Below are 19,265 nucleotides of genomic sequence, written 5' to 3' on the forward strand. Positions count from 1 at the left end.
AGTGTTTGAGACAAGTGATACCTAAGTAAGGGTTGAGCGAAACTTGGAGAAAGTTTAATTAAGTATTCAACAGATTGAAATTGACCCTGTAGACATTGTTTTTCGTAACCGTAGCACGCGCCTGCTGTGTTAAAGGCGAGTTAAGTACGCTATTATCAGTAATAACACGTATCAATAGTAACGTTATATTGCTTCGATTTATAAAACAATAACTTATTATAAGGATGGTTTATGTTACATCTTCATCATTTAGAAAATTCGCGTTCATTCCGCATTCTGTGGTTATTAGAAGAATTGAATGTTGACTATAAGCTAACCAGTTATAAACGCAACAAAGCTTATTTGGCGCCCGACAGTCTAAAGAAAATTCATCCGTTAGGTCATGCGCCCATACTAGAAGTAGACGATCGTGTGCTGCTTGAGTCGGGATTTATCATTGAATATCTACTCAAACATTACGACAAAGAAAAAATGTTTAAGCCAGCTGATGATAATGAAGCGGCGTGGGAGGCCTACACTTTCTGGCTACATTTTGCCGAAGCGTCCGCCATGCCACCATTAGTCATGCGTTTGGTGTTCAACAAAGTGGTCGAAAAGTCACCGATGCTAGTCAAACCTGTTAGTAAGAACATCCAAAAACAAGTTGAAAGTAGCCTGATCGAAAGCAGTATTAACAATATATTAATCATGATGGAACGACAGCTGCAAGACAATCATTGGTTCGCAGGCGAGGCGTTTAGTGCGGCTGATATTCAGATGTATTTTGTGGCGGTTGCTGCCCAATCTCGTGCAGGACTAGATAATGGTCAGTACGCTAATTTATTAAACTGGCTCAAACGTTGCCAGGAACGTCCTGCTTTTAAACGCACTGAAGAGAAGGGCGGTCGTATCCAGTTTTAACTATAAAACTGCCTGTACAAAAACCCTGTGTCCAAGCTGATTTACAAGTTAAACGCTTGCGCATAAATGCCCGCGCATAAACCGCGCATAAACAAGCAAGGTAATGTAATGACAGACCCCAATAAATTGGATACTAAAACGGCTCGTACCAATGTCGAAAGCCGTACAGAACGACCGATAGATTCACAGCAAGTATCGATTAAAGCATGGTCACAAAAACTATTGGTCGCTTTGTTATGTTTGGCCAGTTTTTATGGTGGCTGGAAGTCACATGAGTCGACTATGGCCAACCAATGTTTTGCGAGCGGTGGGCAAATCGTCGAAGGTGGCAAAACTATCTTGTGCAAATTATCGTAAATCGTCTGCTTTATAAACAGTAGATGCGCGATGAATAATAATTCATGCTACAGCTGACCTTCTTAGGCACATCAGCTGGTGTGCCCAATAAACAGCACAACGTTACTGCATTGGCTGTTGAGCGTCTTAATCTGTATTCATCACGGTCTAAACAGCACAGTTGGCAGCATAGTTCTTCTCATCTTATAAATTAGCGCTTATTATCTTCAGCTTTCAGTTGTGCTTGTCCTGTCCAAAAACGGCTGAATTGATATGCCACACGTCCTGAACGCCCACCACGCTCTGATGCCCATCGTAGCGCATCGGCCCTAATATCTGCCGCCAACTCTGCATCATTCATACTAGCATCAAGCTTCAGTGCTATATCAGTGGCATCATTAGTACTATTAATGTGCTCTTTTTGGATGGCTAAATAATGCTGAACGATTTGCAAATAGGTCTGCTGATTCATTGGATAAAAAGACAACCATAAGCCGAAGCGATCTGATAGCGATACAGTTTCATCAATGGTTTCGTAAGGATTAACTTCGTCGGTCTGCCCATTATAAATATTAACGTTATCTTTCATCAACTGCGGTAATAGATGTCGACGGTTACTAGTCGCATATACCAATAGCTTGTCCTGCTCAGAATCTAACGAGCCATCAAGCACGCTTTTTAGCGTACGATAGCTCTCATCTTGACCGCTAAATGCCAAGTCATCGCAGTACACCACATAGCGACAATTACAATCAGCAGGCAACTTATTAATGGCTGCGCGAATTTTATCTAATACCAATAAGTCATCGCGAGCAATTTCAATAATACGCAACCCTTCACTATGATAAGTTTGAAGTAGGGCGCGAATCAGCGAGGATTTACCTGCGCCGCGGGTACCGGTCATTAATACGTGATTGGCAGGGTAACCCTTTAAAAACTGCCGCGTATTCTGTACCAGTTTTGACTTTTGAGTAGCAATACCGAGCAAGTCGTCTAAGCTTAAAAACAAATTGACCGCTAACGGCTCTAGGTGACCATTACGACCACCAACCCAGCGATAGGCCAGTTGCGTCGGATCAATCTCTATAGTTGGCGTTACTTGCTGCTGTAAATACTGACTGAGTAAATCTAGCAATGGTTCAGGCAGAGCGTAAGGAGATGATGGTTTAGGTGAGGGGGACATAATTACTCTATCGTTAATAAAAAATGAATGTGAGGTTTAATATGTATAAACTATTTTTAACAAACCACTTGTAATAGTGCGGTAGTGGCTTTATAAGTATAAGGGTTTGACTGTACCATGACAAATAATGCTAGCAATTGGCCTAAAACATCAGCCATAACTCAAGCGTTGCGTGCACAAGCTAGCCAGTTATTGCCGGTATTGACTGCGATGTTATCTACATTGGAGTATAAGGTGATTTCTCACCAGCGTATCAGTCAACAGCGCAATAGTAACACTACTAGCTACTATGGCTTAACGGGCGCCCAACATCCACAGTTTGGTAGCGTGATGATAAAGTGGGAGCTAAGCCCTGATACTAATCCTGATGCAGCTAATCATAATGCGTTTAATGATAATGCACCTAATCATAATGTATCTAATGATAGTAGGTTTAACCTTAGTCATGATGTCGCTGTTTTACATGATTTAAAACAGTCACAATCAACTAAAGCGCAAAATAATACTACGCCTATATTAGCTATAGCGCCGCCAATATTGGCTTATGACACTTTGCGAACGAAGATATCAGAGCAAAACCAGCAATTCACTATGCTAGTTATGCCTTATTATTCAATGGGCAGTCTGGCGCATTATTTACATCAGCCATTAACAGACACTCAAAAACACCAACTCATTGTTCGAGTCGCGCATCTTATAGCTGATTTACATAGTAGTGGCTGGCTACATAACGATATCAAGCCAAGTAACATCTTGCTAGATGATTTTTTAGTAAATAATGCTGATTATAGCAGTATAACGCCACGCTGCTTACTGACTGATTTTGCCTTGGCTGAGAGATTGGGGCAAGATTTTAATGACTGTGTGGACCAAAAGTGCGCCACAAATACTGCTGGCACGCCTGCTTATCTCGCTCCTGAACGTTGGCAAGCACATGCTGCTAGCCAGCAAAGTGATATTTACGCATTTGGGATAATGGTGTATGAGATCTTAGTGGGCGCGCGTCCGTTTAAGTTAGCAGCGCAAAGCAATGATCCATTAAAAGAGTGGGCGATTCAGCATTGCCAGAAACCAATTCCAGTATTGCCGGCAGAATATAGTCATTATCAGCAAGTTATTAATAAGGCATTTGCGAAGCGGGTTGAGAAGCGCTATAAAAGTATGGAGGCAGTGTGGAGGGATTTGGAAGGATTTTAGATAACGCATATCATTGGTAATCTTGATAGAGTGCCGCAACAGGTTTGTCATTAACGATGCTTTGACACTGGCCAAACTGCGTATTAAATGTATTTCTCATCTCATCTATTTGGCCAATATTCATTGAGTCCGCAGCAGAATAATAAGTTTTAGAGGCAACAGCGTAACGACCCAAGGTAGCTAGCGCCTCGTCACAAACCTCAAAAGGCGCAATAGTTGGTATGCGACTAACACTCACATTATCCATAATTCTATAGGTATTGTTTACCGTACTGTCTAATAAGCCAATATCTTTAGTAGCAACTGCACTTTCCAGACCTGTTTTTAAAACGGTTAACTTTTCTAGTAGTATCTCCGCATCGTGATGAAAGCCCTCAAAACTTTCCAAACTTATCGTAAGCTTAGTATCTGAATCGCTACTAACAATCGCGGCGTTAGTATCTGTTGAGGTAGCAGGTTTAAAAAAGCTTCGAAGCCCTATAAGCCCTCCTGCTAACAGTACCAACAGACCTACTGACATCCATAATCCTTTATTCATTGTTTCCTCAATAATTTAACAGTCAACTTGTTTAACCCGTTTGAATAGCGTTCGAGTATGAACTAGGTTCTGGAACATCTGAAAAAGTGTCGTTAAACATAAACAAGCTAATGTTTATGATCTTTATAGGGTGATGAGACAGGGTCTACAATTCATTGAGAAGATAGATTAAAACGAACTAAATTTTTAGTCAAAAGATATTTCTATATTCCATCCCACGCGAAAACAGCTGGGATATGAGTAAAAAGTGGCTGAAGGGCAATGTAGGTTAGGTTTAGACAGTAATAAGTAATTATTAGTAAATCCCACAAGCTATCTCAGTGTGGGAAGACAGTCAAATTTTAGATATAAAAAAACCTGCCCGAAGGCAGGTCTAGTATATGCTTGAGACAATCTTATCATTATCGAAAATGGTGGGGCTGGAGAGACTCGAACTCTCACACCTTACGGCGCTAGAACCTAAATCTAGTGCGTCTACCAATTCCGCCACAGCCCCATTTCGTTACTCTATCATCACTAGCGCTTAAATTCAAACACCGTTTAGACAGTTAACTGATTCGGTAATGCGTCTCAGTGGTTGGCTATTATATAGATTTTGATGGGTTTGGCAACCCCCTTCCGCAATTATTTCTATTATGCGCAATTTTTTTTGTACTTATTTTAATAAATAGCTGATATTACTGTGTTTTTATATTAGTCTTTTTTAAGATTTGATTGCTCCTTTATCTGAACCATTGCTGTAGATAGATTCAGCTGTTGCAGCTTACGAGTTAAGGTGTTGCGTCCCCAGCCCAGAAGGTCGGCAGCAGCTATCTTTTTACCGCCACTATGATTGAGAGCAGCGGTTAGCAATACGCGTTCAAACTCAGGCGTTGCCGTTTGTAAAATGTCTATTGCACCTGCTTGTAGAGACTGCTCTGCCCACTCCGCCAATGCTTGCTGCCAGCTTGGGTTGGTCGGCTGATCTGATAGTGGAACACTATGCTGTGACTGTATAGCGCCCTCTGCTATTACCGTTTGCGAACTGGCTTGCGAACCGGCTTGGGAGTTGATATGACTATTATTCTGCTCACCAGCTTGTTGAGTGAGAGGTTGATGCTGCTGTGTACTCGTGTGCAAATTTGTGTGCAAAGCAGTATCGATATCAGCCAGTAATTCTGGTGGCAAATCATCAACCAGTACTGTGTCTCCGGTCGCCATGACCGTCAACCATAGACAGACGTTTTCGAGTTGGCGAACGTTACCGCGCCAGTCAAAGTTCTGCATGATGCGCAGTGCATCAGGTCGAATGCATTTCGGTGTGGTATTCATTTGCTTGCCGGCACTTTGCATGAAATGGGTAGTGAGTGCGGGTATATCTTCACGCCGTGCGCGTAGTGGCGGTAGTGGCAGACGAATGACGTTGAGACGATAAAATAAATCTTCCCGGAACTTGCCTTGCTGTACGAGATGCTCTAAGTTTTGATGGGTCGCTGCGATGATACGGACATTGACATTGACCGGTTGCTGACCGCCAACACGATAAAACTCCGAGTTGGCCAATACCCGTAGCAAGCGTGTTTGAGTACTAAAGGGCATGTCGCCAATTTCATCTAAAAATAGCGTACCGCCATCTGCTTGCTCAAAGCGACCTTGTCTTTGGGCGCTGGCCCCAGTGAAGGCTCCCTTTTCATGACCGAACAGTTCGGATTCAATTAAGTCATGAGGAATGGCGGCCATATTAAGCGCAATGAAAGGCTGCTGCTGTCGAGGTGAATGTTGATGCAACGCACTGGCAACCAGCTCTTTACCTGTACCTGATTCTCCGGTAATTAGCACGGTAATCGGTGAGTGCGCCAAGCGCCCGATCGCGCGAAAGACAGTTTGCATGGCTTGTGATTGACCAATGATACCGCTAGGGTCATTGCTAGCGTTTGCGTTTGCGTTTGCATTAGCTTTATCGTTGGGAATGCTGATAGACTTGACGCTAGCGTTAACTGTGCTTTCTTTTTGTGGCTTCGCTTTTGTTTTAGGATCAGGGGTTGCCTTAGTAGCCGTTTCATTTGATTCAGCGGTCGTATTAGTAGCAGGTTGATAATTAATAGCTTTATAAATGGTCGCAACGGCATCATCTAAGTCAAAGGGTTTGGGTAAGTATTCAAAGGCGCCCGCTTGATAGCTGCTAATCGCTGAAGTCAGGTCCGAGTGAGCAGTCATGATAACGATAGGCAAAGCAGGAAAATGTAGATGGACCCAGTCACTAAACGATAAACCATCCATTAGCGGCATACGAATATCGGTCAAGATCACATCCGGTAGCGGTGGAATAGGTTTGTGCTGCTGCAAGATATCGTTAAGACGCGTCCACGCCGCTTGCGCTTGGGTGAAGCTAATGACCTCAAGACCAGCATCGATAAAGGTATCGGTTAATACCAGACGCAGTGCTGCATCGTCATCGATTAGCCATAATGTTGCAAGGTTTTTATGAGATCCATTAGCGACATCTATCTTAGATAATTGACTATCATTTTCATTTTTATTACAGTTTTCAGTCATATATATAAGCCTTAAAAAGTCATTAAGCCAGGGTGGTCATTCAGCATTCGCACTTAAGCGTTATAGGCTGGCGAGTTGAACGGTAAATACACCGTAAAACGTGTTTGGCCGCGGACTGAGCTGACGTCAATCATACCATGATGCTGGTTGATAATATCTTGCACGATAGCCAGACCCAAACCTGTTCCTGACGCACGGCTGGTCACCATAGGAAAGAATATCTGTCCAATAAGTGCAGGGTCGATACCGCAGCCATTATCAGTGATGGTTATCTGTACGACTTGCTTATGTTGCCGGCTACCGATGGTATGTTGAAAAACGACCCGCGTTTGAATATGTAGCTTCGGTTGATAGTCGTTGCCCTGTTGGTCACCGTGCTGCGGATAGTTAGCATGTGTCTGAGTATTAATTGCTTTGGCGGGGTTAGTGGTAATGGTTTGCTGATGTTCTATCATGGCTTCACAAGCGTTATTGATCAGGTTTAAAAATACTTGAATCAGTTGGTCTTTATCAGCGCGCAGCTCTGGCAACGACAGATCATAATCTCGTTGTACTGTTATTAAAGGGTTTTTTATCGGAGAATCTGTTATTAAAGAACTTTGTATTTGTGAATAATGACTGAGTACCAAGGTCAAGACATGTTCAATAGGCTCGTGAATGTTGAGCGCTTGCCAGTTTGGTAGTTGGTTAGAACCTAAGAGTTGACCAATGAGCTGGGTTAATCGGTCAGTCTCTGAAATGATGATATCAGTGTAAGCACGTAGTTTTTTCGCTGTCGTTCGGATGTTTGGATCCGTGATAGCGGGTGTTGTGTCCTGGTTTTTATCATTAGGTACATGGTCGGGTGCAGTCATATCGCTGAACTTGGTAAATTGTCTTTGTAATAGCTGGGCCGCCCCACGAATACCAGCAAGTGGGTTTTTTATTTCATGGGCGACCGAGCGAAGCATATGGCGCGCAACATTATATTGTTGCTGCTGGCGCTGCTCTTCTGAAATACGACTCTGACGATCTTTACCCCACATTTCAATAATAAAATAAGTCTGCTGCTCATAAATTACTGGCGTCACACTATAATCCACTGTTATCGAAGCACCGCCGTTCATCGGTAACGTTATAGTATGATCATGGTCAATAAAGGGCTGCTGATACTGCTGAGCTTGAATAAAGCGCTCAGTTAAAGGGCATGTTTCATCAGTATCAGATGTTATATCAGTATTTAAACCATCATTATGTAGATTATAATTACTGTTTTCTTTTAATTCATCAGGTGCAAGCACGCTCAAGATAGATTTATTCAGCAACCGTCCACTACTGATGGCTAATAGTTGCTCAGCTTGAGGGTTAAGCCAGGTAATAAAGAGCCCTTCATCTACCCATAAAATAGCGGTAAATAACTGCTGCAACATAAAGGCTGAGTCGGGAGCAGGGCGAGATGATGATATTGGGTAAGCCATAAACATAGAAAACCTGGTTACTGATCATGTTAGGTATAATATTTAACCACAAATCAACACTATAGCGCGGCAAAACTGGTGATTATCATAAAAAAAACGTACAATGCGCTCAGCCAATTTATCTCAAGCAAGGTCAGCTATGCCCAAGATTTCTATCCCATCTAATGATTCTACGGTGACGATTAAGCCCACTACTTTATCTACTCATCCAGTTGATGCTCTAAATACAGAGTCGCATGCTTCTAATACGCACGGTATCAAGAACAGCGCCAGCGTATTTAATCCTGCGCAATCTCAAACACAAAATGAGCGCGTGGTAGACAGCGCTCAGCCATATCATCATAAAGCCAATCACAATCAAAACCGCAGTATCGCTCAAAGTGGCGATGCAACCATACAGGCAAACATCAGCGCGACCGCCTCTAGTCCAGCAACGACTGCGCCAAAGATTGGGTTTGTATCGTTAGGCTGTCCTAAAGCGTTGGTCGATAGTGAACGTATTATCACTGAGCTGAGCCGTGATGGTTATCAGGTTGCTAGTGATTATGAAGGCGCAGATTTAGTGGTAGTTAATACCTGCGGCTTTATCGAATCAGCGGTACAAGAGTCATTGGATGCTATCGGTGAAGCCATTAGCAAAAACGGAAAAGTGATTGTCACTGGTTGCCTTGGCAAAGAAGCGGACAAAATCCGCAAGATGCACCCTGCGGTATTGGCAGTGACTGGCGCGCATGCTTATGATGAAGTGATTAGAGCGGTAGCGCTACACGTGCCGAAGCCTGACCGCAGCACCGATAAAGATTATAATCCTAAAATAGATTTGATTAACGAGGCGGGGATTAAGCTAACGCCCAGTCACTATGCCTATTTAAAGATTTCAGAAGGCTGTAATCATCGTTGCACTTTTTGCATTATTCCAAGCTTACGTGGCGATTTGGTATCGCGCCCGATTGATAGCGTGATGAATGAGGCGATGGCGCTCAAAAACGCTGGGGTCAAAGAGCTGTTAATCATCTCCCAAGACACTTCTGCGTATGGTTTGGATTTAAAGTACAAAACCAGCTTTTGGAACGGTATGCCGCTAAAGTCTAAATTTTATGACTTATGCCAAGCGCTGAATGATTTAGGCATTTGGGTGCGTCTGCACTATGTCTATCCTTATCCGCACGTGGATAAAGTGGTTCAGTTAATGAGTGAAAAGAAGCTGTTACCTTATCTGGATATTCCCTTCCAACATGCCAGTCATAGCATCCTAAAGGCCATGAAACGTCCAGCGCATAGTGAAAATACTCTGGCACGTATTCATGCATGGCGTGCTATTTGTCCTGATATCGTCATTCGCTCAACCTTCGTGGTCGGCTTCCCAGGGGAAACTGAAGCAGACTTTCAGTGTTTGCTTGATTGGTTAGTCGAGGCACGTCTCGATCGCGTGGGCGCTTTCACTTATTCAGAAGTAGAAGGTGCAGTAGCCAACGATTTGCCCAATCCCGTACCTGAAGCTATTAAGCAACAACGTTATGAGCGCTTTATGACCTTGCAACAAACTATCTCTGCGCAGAAATTGCAAGAGAAAATTGGCAGAACCTTAACCGTATTAGTCGATGAGATTGACTTTGAAGAGAACGTTGCGATCTGCCGTAGTTATGCCGATGCGCCAGAAATTGACGGTCATGTTTATGTTGATGATATTACTACTGCTGTAAAAGTTGGCCAGTTCTTAACAGTTACTGTTGACGATGCTAGTGAATATGATTTGTTCGCCAGTTATAATGGTTAAAAAAGTGCACACGCAATTGAAGGTTAAAATTGCCCAACCATGAGCCGTTTTTGCTACAATTGGCGCAATTTGGCCTGTGTTGGTTCAAAGGCTAATTTTATTTGTGTGCTAACGATTTCCATTTTTATATTAACGATAATTATAATTCAATGATAATAAGGTGACCTCATGTCTGACAAAAACCCCCGTTACTCTCGTATTCTGCTAAAACTCTCTGGCGAAGCTTTAGCTGGCGGCAAAGACATGGGTATTGATAGCGAAGTGCTTGATAAAATGAGCTTATCCATTGCGCATTTACGTGGTCTGGGGGTGCAAGTTGGCATCGTCGTGGGCGGTGGTAACTTATATCGCGGTGCGCAGCTACAAAAAGAAGGCTTGGTCGGCCGAGTTACTGGTGACCAAATGGGTATGCTAGCAACCGTAATGAATGGTTTAGCGATGCGTGATGCCCTTGAGCGCCGCAATATTAAAACCCGCTTGATGTCAGCTTTACCGATTGGTGAGGTAACCGAAAGCTATAGCAGCCGTAATGCGATTCGCTATCTCAAAAACGGCGAAGTTTGTATTTTCGTTGCCGGTACTGGCAATCCATTCTTTACGACGGATACTGCAGCCTGTTTGCGCGGCATTGAGATTGAGGCCGGTCTGATTCTTAAAGCCACCAAGGTTGATGGCGTCTATGACAAAGATCCTAGCCTGCATGCTGATGCGGTCAAATATGACGGTTTGACCTTTGATGAAGTCTTAGAGCAAAAGCTTGGCGTGATGGATTTGACTGCGATTGCACTATGCCGTGAACACAATGTGCCGTTACAAGTGTTTGATATGACTAAGCCCAATGCCTTGTTAAATGTCATTATGGGCGAAAATGAAGGCACGCGCGTTTATCATTGAGGTCATTTTATAGCCTGTAATAACCCAGTTTGTAATCAGAAAGTAACCCCTACTAATATTTAATAACATCTAACAAGCTCTAACAATAGCTAATATTATCGGCAGCGATAAATAAGGACACGTAATGATTAAAGAGATTAAGCAAGATGGCGAAGCGCGTATGCAAAAGACCCTAGAAGCGCTTGAGAGTACTTTTAGTAAAGTCCGTACTGGTCGTGCGCACGCAGGCATGTTGTCAGGCGTAATGGTGAGCTATTATGGTTCAGACACACCTTTGAACCAAGTTGCTAGCGTCAACGTTGAAGATTCGCGTACGCTATTGGTACAGCCGTTCGATCGCACTATGGTACAAGCGATAGACAAGGCCATTCGTGAAGCTGGTTTAGGCCTGAATCCAATGACTGCTGACGTCATTCGAGTACCGCTGCCTGCTTTGACTGAAGAGACCCGCCGTGATATGCAAAAACTTGCGCGCGGTGAGGCCGAAAATAGCCGGGTATCTATTCGTAATATTCGCCGCGATATGCTGGGTGATATTAAAGACTTGGCTAAAGAGAAAGAAATATCAGAAGATGAAGAACATCGCGCCAGTGATGATATTCAAAAAATTACTGATAAGTTTATCGAAACTATAGACAGTCGTCTGAGTAAGAAAGAAACGGACTTGATGGCAGTATAAGCAAAGTTTCTTGTTTAAAGTTCAAGGTCTATAGCTTCTTGCTTATAGTTTAAGCAGCTAGACTATTGGCTAAAAGGTTTTTTAATAATAGCTAGTAGTGTAATACTACTGGCTATTATTATATATCAACTGGTGCTGTATTAACTGCTTGAATACAATCAGCCCTAATGCTTGCAAGTTATATCCAGTATCTCAGCTTGTTTATGATAAGTTTGTGAATTCTATGCGCTGTACTTTTTAATTGGCATAGAGCGCGATATGATTATTTTTATATTAATAATAAGCAGTATAGTCCATGTCAATTTTCGCCCCTTTACTTCCTGTCTTTATTCCTCGTCATATTGCGATCATTATGGACGGTAATAACCGTTATGGTAAAGCCAATGATTTAAATAAAGGTGAAGGACATGTTGCTGGCAAAGATGCTTTAGATCCTATCGTTGAGTATTGTCTTGAGACTGGGGTTGAGGTATTAACTGTATTTGCGTTTTCGAGTGAAAATTGGCAACGTCCAGTAACTGAAGTAGCCTTACTCATGCATTTGTTAGCCCTGACGGTTAACGAACAAATGCCGCGCATGCATAAATACCGTATTCGGATGCGCTTCATTGGTGATCGCAGCCAGCTTACAGCTGACTTGCAACACTTACTGGCAGATGCAGAGGTCAAAACCGCCCATTTTGATGCTATGACATTAGTGATTGCCATTAGTTATGGTGGACAGTGGGACATCGCTAATGCAGCACAACAACTGGCGCAGCAGGTGCAAGACGGTCAGTTACGTGCCGAGGATATCAATAAAACTATGCTCAGCCAGCACGTACAACTGGCAGATGAGCCAGCGGTGGATATGTTAATACGTACTGGTGGAGAGTACCGCATTTCCAATTTTTTATTGTGGCAATCAGCATATGCTGAGCTGTTTTTTACCCAGACACTCTGGCCAAACTTTGCAGCACCTGAACTTGAAGCAATGGTAGTAGAGTTTGCTCAACGTCAGCGCCGTTTTGGCAAGACGAGTGAGCAGATAGAGACGCAAACTTCACAGTGATTAAAATAACCGTTAATCTAAACCAGTCTTGAACAGCGTATGCTAAACATCTAGCCACGCTTGTTAATGAAAGGTTCGTTCACCTTAAATAGTGAAAAAAGGCTATCGATGAGCTATTGTTGATTAACTGTTATAATATATCTTTGACCAGATGTCTCTCATTATTATAAGGCTCGATAAATATGTGGCAACGGATTAAAACGGCAGTCATCTTAATTATTATCGTTGGTATTGCATTATTTGCGAGCCAGACACCCGTCTTATTTGCGCCATTATTAATAGTTGGTGTCATCATTGCTGCGCATGAATGGACGAAATTGATGCCAAAATGGCGGCAGCCTATAGTTTTTGTCTTATTAGTACTGGTAGTAACCCTAATATCACTACTGTTTGAAATGACTTGGGTGTTTTGGTGGGCAGCGTCATTAATAATATGGCTGATGGCCTTGTCTTGGGTGGGCAAGTTCCCAACCCATACTAATTGGTATGGTAAACAGCTGGCATTGATGGGGGTGGTTATTCTTACTGCTTCTATTACTGCGATGTTTTATTTATGGCAACAGTCGGCGTGGTGGCTACTTTATGTATTCTTACTGGTCTGGTGTGCTGATAGCGGCGCCTACTTCGTTGGACGCAAGCTCGGTCGTCGCAAAATGGCACCGAACGTCTCGCCTAATAAAAGTATGGAAGGGCTGGCAGGTGGACTAGTAACTGGCTTGATAGTGGTTGTGGTTATCAGTGTCTTTAAGCTACAACTGACCGGCACGGCTATGATCGCTTTTGTCGCTTTATCCGCGTTCACTATTTTAGCATCAGTACTTGGTGATTTATTTGAGTCGATGTTAAAGCGCCGTGCAGGGGTCAAAGACTCGGGAACTATTTTACCCGGACACGGTGGCATCCTTGATCGTATTGATTCATTATTGTCTGCCACTCCGATATTTGCACTTGGTTTTTGGGGTCTACAACAGCTAGGTTTATTGGTGGTTTAGAAGTTTATTGGTGGTTTAGAATGAATCGTCATAGTCTTTGCCTATAACGTAAGCCATAGGATAAATTAATCCGTGGGTAAGCTAACTCTGCTCTACTAGAGCAGAGCAACAGCTATAATCATTTGGCTTTTTATTTTCTTCAATTTCTAACGATCTTTTTTATAAAGCTCTTTCATAAAATTCTTTCATAAACATCTTTTATAAAAATCTTTCATAAAAATCTTTCATAAAACCATGGGCACGAATAGTTATGACGCAACGCATTGCCGTATTAGGCGCAACAGGCTCTATTGGCGATAGTACCTTGGCAATTCTGGCAACGCAGCTTCAAGACCATGAGGTTTACGCCTTATCCGGTTATCAGCGTTTAGATAAGCTATTTGCACTCTGTCAGCAGTTTGAGCCTCAGCGTGTTTGCGTCCCCATGATAGCAGTTGACGATTTTGCTAAGCGACTTAGTGATGCAGGTTTGCGTATTGATGTGGTGGGCGGTGCGGCGGGTCTGATAGATATTGCTACTGACTCGCAGACGGATACCCTAGTCGCAGCTATTGTCGGTGCGGCTGGCTTGTCATCCACATTAGCAGCAGCGCGGGCTGGTAAGCGTATCTTGCTGGCCAATAAAGAAGCGTTGGTTATGGCAGGACAAGTGCTGATTAAAGCTGTAAAGACCCATCATGCGACCTTGCTGCCGATCGACTCTGAGCACAATGCTATTTTTCAGTGTTTGCCATCTGCTATTCAACAGGATAACACCCAGATTCACAACCCTAGTCACGGTGTGCGTAAGTTGTGGTTAACCGCTTCTGGTGGCCCATTTTTGAATCAATCTTTTGAGCAAATGCAGCAAGCGGGGGTAGCCGAAGCGATCAAGCACCCTAACTGGTCAATGGGACAAAAGATATCTGTTGATTCTGCGACCATGATGAATAAAGGTTTAGAGCTGATAGAAGCTTGTCACTTATTTGATTTGCCAGAAGATAAGATAAATGTGGTTATTCACCCACAAAGTATTATTCACTCAATGGTAGAATATAGCGATGGCAGTTTTTTAGCTCAGCTTGGCAGTCCAGATATGAAGACCCCAATCGCGCATGCGTTAAGCTATCCTGCACGTATTAATAGTGGCTCGCAGCCGTTAGACCTATATGCGCTGAGTAATTTAACCTTTATTAAGCCAGATCTACAAAAATTTGCCTGTCTGAAATTGGCACGTCAAGCGATGCAAGCGGGGGCGCAGGCAACTATTGTGCTCAATGCTGCTAATGAAATGGCAGTCGCGGCATTTTTAGCCGGTCAAGTACGCCTGACTGACATTGCAGATATTAATGAGCAAGCGCTGAGTCAATCACAGGCACCTCTGTTAGGTGCTGATGCAGACATTGAAGACATATTAGCGCTTGATGCGTCAGCACGGCGTTATACCAATGCTATCATTGCAAATATTGTCTAAAAAATATTGCCTCAGTAGGTCTAGATAAAACAAGCTTTTATAGCATAATCTCCTGTAAAATACGTCTATCAAATATCAAATATCAAAAATGTTGATTAAAACAGTAATGAGGGGTAGTGATGACGTTTTTATTAACGCTATTGGCGGCAATTTTTGTCCTAGGTCCTCTGATTGCTTTGCATGAGTGGGGTCATTATATCGTGGCACGCCTGTGCGGCGTAAAGGTACTGACATACTCGATCGGTTTTGGCCCCAAGCTTACTGGCTGGACCAGTAAGCGTAGCGGTATTGACTATCGTATTTCGATGCTACCGCTCGGCGGTTACGTCAAGATGCTGGATGAACGCGAAGGTGAAGTAGCAGAGCACGAACAGCATTTGGCTTTTAATCGCCAGCATCCACTGAAGAAAATCGCTATTGTTGCTGCTGGTCCTATCATGAACTTTATTATCGCTATTGCGCTATTCTGGGTATTGTTTATGACCCCGTCTGAGCAGCTAGCGACCAAGATTGGCAGTATATTGCCCGATACGCCAGCGGCAATAGCCCAACTTCCGGCTGGTGATAAGATTGTCGCTATTGATGGTCACGAAGTACAGACATGGGAAGGGATTAATTACCGTCTAGCAGGACGTATGGGTGAGACCGACAACGTCAGCATTACTCTGCAATCGCTTACAGGTTCTGCTGAGAATCTAAAGACTTACCAAGCACCAGTCAATCGCTTTATGCAAGGTGATGCGCAAGGTAAGGATGCTTTAAGTAGCTTTGGAATGTTACCATGGCAGCCGCAGATTGCACCAGTGATTGGTGAACTGACGGCTGATGGTGCCGCCAGTCTTCAAGGTCTACAAGTTGGCGATCAAATCTCTGCTATTAATGGTATTGCAGTAACCGATTGGATTAGTGCCACTCGACTCATTCGCGACAACCCTGAGACCTTACTGAACTTCACCGTACTGCGTAATGATAAGTCAGTACAATTACAAATAATGCCGCAAGGTAAAAAAGACAATTTGGGTAACGATTATGGACAAATTGGTGCTATGGTTGCACAATCCGAAATCATCATCCCTGATGCCTATAAAACGACGGTAGTTTATGGCCCTGGTGAATCACTGGTTAAATCGTTTGAGAAGACTGAACAGCTTGCTGTGATGACTTTAAGCTCAATGGGGAAAATGCTTTCAGGTACGATTGGTCTTGATAATCTATCTGGTCCCATTACCATTGCAAAAGTCGCTAAACAAAGTTTTGATATTAGTTGGGAGATGGTGCTATCTACCGCCGGCTTAATCAGCCTGAGCCTTGCGGTGCTGAATCTGCTGCCTATTCCGGTGTTGGATGGTGGTCATATTGTATATTACGTGATTGAGCTCATTCGTGGTAAGCCACTTTCTGAAGGGGTACAAATCGCTGGGTTGAATATTGGTTTACTCTTGCTGGTAGGTTTCATGGTGTTAGCGATTGGTAATGATATTAGTAGGCTATTTTAATTGAGTGCGACATGACTCATAGGGAAAGGCGCGATACACTAATGGCTACGTGGGGATAGGGTTTTGATTGTTAGTCTTATATTGTGCCGTTCCTATGGCGCCAGTGGTGTACCAGTAGTAATTTTTAGTTTATTTTATGATGGGTTTTATATAGAGTGTTCTGAGTCACCCATGATTGAGTTACAGACTCCGCATTAATTGGGCTAGACAAACAGTGCTTTTTAACTTAACTTAAGCAAGTTTTTTATTGACGGATAGTGTTTATGCGTACGCCTTTATTTATGAGCGCGGCTGGGTTGCCGTTAGTTGTAGCAATGATGAGTGTTTCGGCACAGGCCGCAGAATTTGTGGTAACCGATATTGCTTTTACTGGTCTGCAACGTCTAACTCCCGATAGTCTCTATCCGGTCTTGCCTATTTCGGTCGGTGACACGGTTACTGATAGCAGTCTGGCAGCAAGTATTAAAGCGCTGTATGCCACTGATAATTTTGCTAATATCCAAAGTCGAGTGGCAGGCAGCCAACTGCGCTTTGAAGTTACTGAGCGCCCAATTATTAGCGAAGTAAATTTTGAAGGCAATAAACTTATCCCTAAAGAGGGGCTGACAGAAGGTCTCAAAAATGCCGGTCTATCGGTAGGTGAAGTGCTCAAGCAGTCGACCTTACTAGGCGTGGCTAATGAGCTACAACAGCAATATATCAGCCAAGGTTACTACAATAGCGATATTGAAGTCGACCAGACTGTGCTTGATGGTAACCGGGTCAAATTAGACGTGCGTTTTGTCGAAGGTAAGCCTGCTAAAGTCGTTGATATTAATATCATTGGCAACCAGCACTTTAGCGACTCTGAGATTAAGGACGTGTTTGCGGTAAAAGAATCCTCATGGACCCGCCTGCTATCTAAGTCTGATCGTTATGCCAAAGAAAAACTGGCCGCGAGTCTAGAGAACTTAAAAGCGCTGTACCAAAACGATGGCTATGTGCGTTTTGACGTTGATAACGCCGTGCTTAATATCAGTGAAGATAAGCGCAGTGTATTTATCGAAATTAGCCTAAATGAAGGCGAGCAGTATCAATTTGGCGATGTTAATTTCTTAGGTCAGCCAACATTTGATACTGATGAGCTACAAGAGCTCGTTACCTTTGCACCCAATGACAAGTACTCACAAACCAAGCTTGATGCGACGTCCGCGGCGCTCAAAAGCCGTTATGGCAATGAAGGCTACTATCTAGCTCAGATTCGTCCTGTGCCACGCATTAATGATGAGACTAAAGTGGTCGATATAGACTACTTTATAGACCCTGCGCGTCCTATTTATGTTCGCCGTATCAATTTTAGTGGTAATTTAGGGACGCAAGATGAAGTGCTACGCCGTGAAATGCGTCAATTAGAAGGTGCGCTTTCTTCTAACGAAAAAATCCAGCTGTCACGCACGCGTCTACTCCGTACCGGCTTTTTCAAAACTGTTAGCGTTGACGTCAAGCCTGTACCCAACCAGCCTGATCAAATCGATGTCAACTATACCGTTGAAGAACAGCCTTCTGGTAGTTCAACGATTGCTGCTGGTTTCTCCCAAAGTGGCGGTGTCACCTTCCAGTTAGAACTGACCCAAAATAACTTTATGGGTACCGGTAATCGAGTCCAAGCGGCCTTGTCACGTTCAGAAACCCGCGACTCCTATAGCCTTGGCTATACCGATCCCTACTTCACTGAAAATGGTGTGTCACAAGGCGTTAGCGCCTATTATCGTGAAACCAAGTTCGATGATAGAAACGTTAGTAACTTCGTTACCGACTCTTATGGCGGCACGTTAAACTATGGCTATCCGGTCGATGAGACCACGCGAGTCAGTGCGGGTATAAATATTGATAACACGTCAATACGCGGTGGTAGTCGATTGGGTGTCTCTAACGTGCAGCAGATTGTTGATGACGGCGGTTCGTTCGAAAAATTTACTGATGAGTTTGAAGGACGTACCGGTTTTAAAAACGATTATATGACTTATAACCTGCTATTAGGTTGGGACTATAGTACCTTAGATCGTCCGGTATTTCCGACCAAAGGTATGAGTCACAACGTAGATGCGACTCTGGCGTTTGGTGATGCGAGTTATCAAAAACTAATTTACCGTGGTAACGTGTATCAGCCATTGTTTAAAGATTTGGTAGCACGCGGCTACACCAAAATTGGTTATGGTAACGACTTGCCCTTCTATGAGAATTTCTACGCGGGTGGTTATGGTTCTGTACGGGGCTATGAAGCCTCGACCCTTGGTCCTAGATCGAAAAGCTATAATGATGCCATTACGGGTACCGACCGTCTCCGTGACGAAGAGGTTGGTGGTAATGCCCTAGTTAGTTTTGGTACGGAATTGATTTTACCCATGCCATTTAAAGGCGACTGGGCTGATCAAGTGCGTCCAGTGCTGTTCGCTGAAGGCGGACAAGTATTTGATACCACTGACAGAGAAGATCGCACTTTTATTGATCCAGTAAGTGGTGACGATACTGGTGTACCGTTGCTCACTCAAGATAATAAACTACGCTTTAGTGCTGGTGTCGGTCTCACTTGGTTTACACCTATTGGACCGATTTCGCTCAGCTATGCTGTGCCTATTGGTGATAAAGAAGGCGATGAGACTGAGAAAGTTCAGTTCCAAATTGGTAGCACGTTCTAAATTATAATCTGGACTTGTTGTTAGTTCGACTGTATTATTTCAATTTTTTTATTTTAATAGGTCGCTAAGCTGATGTCTGAGCTTAGTGCTGGTCTTACT

15 protein-coding genes and 1 tRNA gene are annotated in these 19,265 nt (G+C 43.4%); 11 read left to right on the forward strand and 5 right to left on the reverse strand.

Translation table 11 applies throughout. From position 1 onward, the window contains the following. Positions 1-231: 231 nt before the first annotated feature. Both RCH20_RS05775 and RCH20_RS05780 read left to right on the forward strand, forming a co-directional pair. Positions 232-900 (forward strand): glutathione S-transferase, encoded by a 669-nt coding sequence (locus RCH20_RS05775; protein WP_209958109.1) that lies wholly within the window; start codon positions 232-234, stop codon positions 898-900. 108 nt (positions 901-1,008) lie between these two features. Further along, the gene (locus tag RCH20_RS05780) at positions 1,009-1,257 is read left to right on the forward strand and encodes a hypothetical protein (protein WP_327192912.1); all 249 of its coding nucleotides are present in this window, start codon (positions 1,009-1,011) and stop codon (positions 1,255-1,257) included. A gap of 190 nt (positions 1,258-1,447) precedes the next feature. Here RCH20_RS05780 and RCH20_RS05785 read toward each other — a convergent pair whose 3' ends face one another. Further along, a complete protein-coding gene (locus tag RCH20_RS05785; protein WP_327192913.1) occupies positions 1,448-2,419 on the reverse strand; it encodes an ATP-binding protein in 972 nt (323 codons plus the stop codon). A 117-nt stretch (positions 2,420-2,536) separates the two neighbouring features. Between RCH20_RS05785 and RCH20_RS05790 the strand changes: the two genes are divergently transcribed. Continuing rightward, a complete protein-coding gene (locus tag RCH20_RS05790; protein WP_327192915.1) occupies positions 2,537-3,616 on the forward strand; it encodes a protein kinase domain-containing protein in 1,080 nt (359 codons plus the stop codon). Between the two features lie 10 nt (positions 3,617-3,626). Here the strand turns inward: RCH20_RS05790 and RCH20_RS05795 are convergent, their stop codons facing one another. From RCH20_RS05795 to RCH20_RS05810, 4 genes are all read right to left on the reverse strand, one after another. After that, positions 3,627-4,154 carry a hypothetical protein gene (locus tag RCH20_RS05795; RefSeq protein ID WP_327192916.1) on the reverse strand — a complete coding sequence of 176 codons (528 nt, stop codon included), beginning with the start codon at positions 4,152-4,154 and terminating at the stop codon, positions 3,627-3,629. Positions 4,155-4,565: 411 nt separating this feature from the next. Further along, positions 4,566-4,650: transfer RNA gene (locus tag RCH20_RS05800), tRNA-Leu, on the reverse strand. 197 nt (positions 4,651-4,847) lie between these two features. After that, a complete protein-coding gene (locus tag RCH20_RS05805; protein WP_327192917.1) occupies positions 4,848-6,689 on the reverse strand; it encodes a sigma 54-interacting transcriptional regulator in 1,842 nt (613 codons plus the stop codon). A gap of 53 nt (positions 6,690-6,742) precedes the next feature. Further along, the gene (locus RCH20_RS05810) at positions 6,743-8,146 is read right to left on the reverse strand and encodes a two-component system sensor histidine kinase NtrB (protein WP_327192918.1); all 1,404 of its coding nucleotides are present in this window, start codon (positions 8,144-8,146) and stop codon (positions 6,743-6,745) included. Positions 8,147-8,285: 139 nt separating this feature from the next. On the opposite strand from RCH20_RS05810, the gene rimO reads away from it, so the two are divergent. From rimO to bamA, 8 genes are all read left to right on the forward strand, one after another. Then, a complete protein-coding gene (gene rimO / locus RCH20_RS05815; protein ID WP_327192919.1) occupies positions 8,286-9,923 on the forward strand; it encodes a 30S ribosomal protein S12 methylthiotransferase RimO in 1,638 nt (545 codons plus the stop codon). Positions 9,924-10,091: 168 nt separating this feature from the next. Then, the gene (pyrH, locus tag RCH20_RS05820; protein WP_209958093.1) at positions 10,092-10,817 is read left to right on the forward strand and encodes a UMP kinase; all 726 of its coding nucleotides are present in this window, start codon (positions 10,092-10,094) and stop codon (positions 10,815-10,817) included. Positions 10,818-10,941: 124 nt separating this feature from the next. Beyond that, positions 10,942-11,496, forward strand: coding sequence for a ribosome recycling factor (gene frr / locus RCH20_RS05825; protein WP_209958090.1), 555 nt, complete (start codon positions 10,942-10,944; stop codon positions 11,494-11,496). Between the two features lie 295 nt (positions 11,497-11,791). Beyond that, complete coding sequence (uppS, locus tag RCH20_RS05830) at positions 11,792-12,547, forward strand: polyprenyl diphosphate synthase (RefSeq protein ID WP_327192920.1); 756 nt, start codon at positions 11,792-11,794, stop codon at positions 12,545-12,547. A gap of 182 nt (positions 12,548-12,729) precedes the next feature. Next, positions 12,730-13,539: a phosphatidate cytidylyltransferase gene (locus RCH20_RS05835; protein WP_209958086.1), complete on the forward strand. Its 810-nt coding sequence runs from the start codon at positions 12,730-12,732 to the stop codon at positions 13,537-13,539. A 250-nt stretch (positions 13,540-13,789) separates the two neighbouring features. Beyond that, positions 13,790-14,992: a 1-deoxy-D-xylulose-5-phosphate reductoisomerase gene (dxr, locus tag RCH20_RS05840; protein WP_327192921.1), complete on the forward strand. Its 1,203-nt coding sequence runs from the start codon at positions 13,790-13,792 to the stop codon at positions 14,990-14,992. A 119-nt stretch (positions 14,993-15,111) separates the two neighbouring features. Further along, entirely contained in the window at positions 15,112-16,488 is a 1,377-nt protein-coding gene (gene rseP / locus RCH20_RS05845; protein WP_327192922.1) for an RIP metalloprotease RseP, read from the forward strand. 263 nt (positions 16,489-16,751) lie between these two features. Beyond that, a complete protein-coding gene (gene bamA, locus RCH20_RS05850) occupies positions 16,752-19,166 on the forward strand; it encodes an outer membrane protein assembly factor BamA (RefSeq protein ID WP_327192923.1) in 2,415 nt (804 codons plus the stop codon). Positions 19,167-19,265 lie beyond the last annotated feature (99 nt).

Source organism: Psychrobacter sp. PL15 (assembly GCF_035984995.1).
Lineage (GTDB): Bacteria > Pseudomonadota > Gammaproteobacteria > Pseudomonadales > Moraxellaceae > Psychrobacter.

Bases quoted from the DNA above. Each gene is read 5' to 3' on its own strand.
- RCH20_RS05775 (WP_209958109.1), top strand. From the start codon at position 232: ATGTTACATCTTCATCATTTAGAAAATTCGCGTTCATTCCGCATTCTG.
- RCH20_RS05780 (WP_327192912.1), top strand. From the start codon at position 1,009: ATGACAGACCCCAATAAATTGGATACTAAAACGGCTCGTACCAATGTC.
- RCH20_RS05785 (WP_327192913.1), bottom strand. From the start codon at position 2,419: ATGTCCCCCTCACCTAAACCATCATCTCCTTACGCTCTGCCTGAACCA.
- RCH20_RS05790 (WP_327192915.1), top strand. From the start codon at position 2,537: ATGACAAATAATGCTAGCAATTGGCCTAAAACATCAGCCATAACTCAA.
- RCH20_RS05795 (WP_327192916.1), bottom strand. From the start codon at position 4,154: ATGAATAAAGGATTATGGATGTCAGTAGGTCTGTTGGTACTGTTAGCA.
- RCH20_RS05805 (WP_327192917.1), bottom strand. From the start codon at position 6,689: ATGACTGAAAACTGTAATAAAAATGAAAATGATAGTCAATTATCTAAG.
- RCH20_RS05810 (WP_327192918.1), bottom strand. From the start codon at position 8,146: ATGGCTTACCCAATATCATCATCTCGCCCTGCTCCCGACTCAGCCTTT.
- rimO (WP_327192919.1), top strand. From the start codon at position 8,286: ATGCCCAAGATTTCTATCCCATCTAATGATTCTACGGTGACGATTAAG.
- pyrH (WP_209958093.1), top strand. From the start codon at position 10,092: ATGTCTGACAAAAACCCCCGTTACTCTCGTATTCTGCTAAAACTCTCT.
- frr (WP_209958090.1), top strand. From the start codon at position 10,942: ATGATTAAAGAGATTAAGCAAGATGGCGAAGCGCGTATGCAAAAGACC.
- uppS (WP_327192920.1), top strand. From the start codon at position 11,792: ATGTCAATTTTCGCCCCTTTACTTCCTGTCTTTATTCCTCGTCATATT.
- RCH20_RS05835 (WP_209958086.1), top strand. From the start codon at position 12,730: ATGTGGCAACGGATTAAAACGGCAGTCATCTTAATTATTATCGTTGGT.
- dxr (WP_327192921.1), top strand. From the start codon at position 13,790: ATGACGCAACGCATTGCCGTATTAGGCGCAACAGGCTCTATTGGCGAT.
- rseP (WP_327192922.1), top strand. From the start codon at position 15,112: ATGACGTTTTTATTAACGCTATTGGCGGCAATTTTTGTCCTAGGTCCT.
- bamA (WP_327192923.1), top strand. From the start codon at position 16,752: ATGCGTACGCCTTTATTTATGAGCGCGGCTGGGTTGCCGTTAGTTGTA.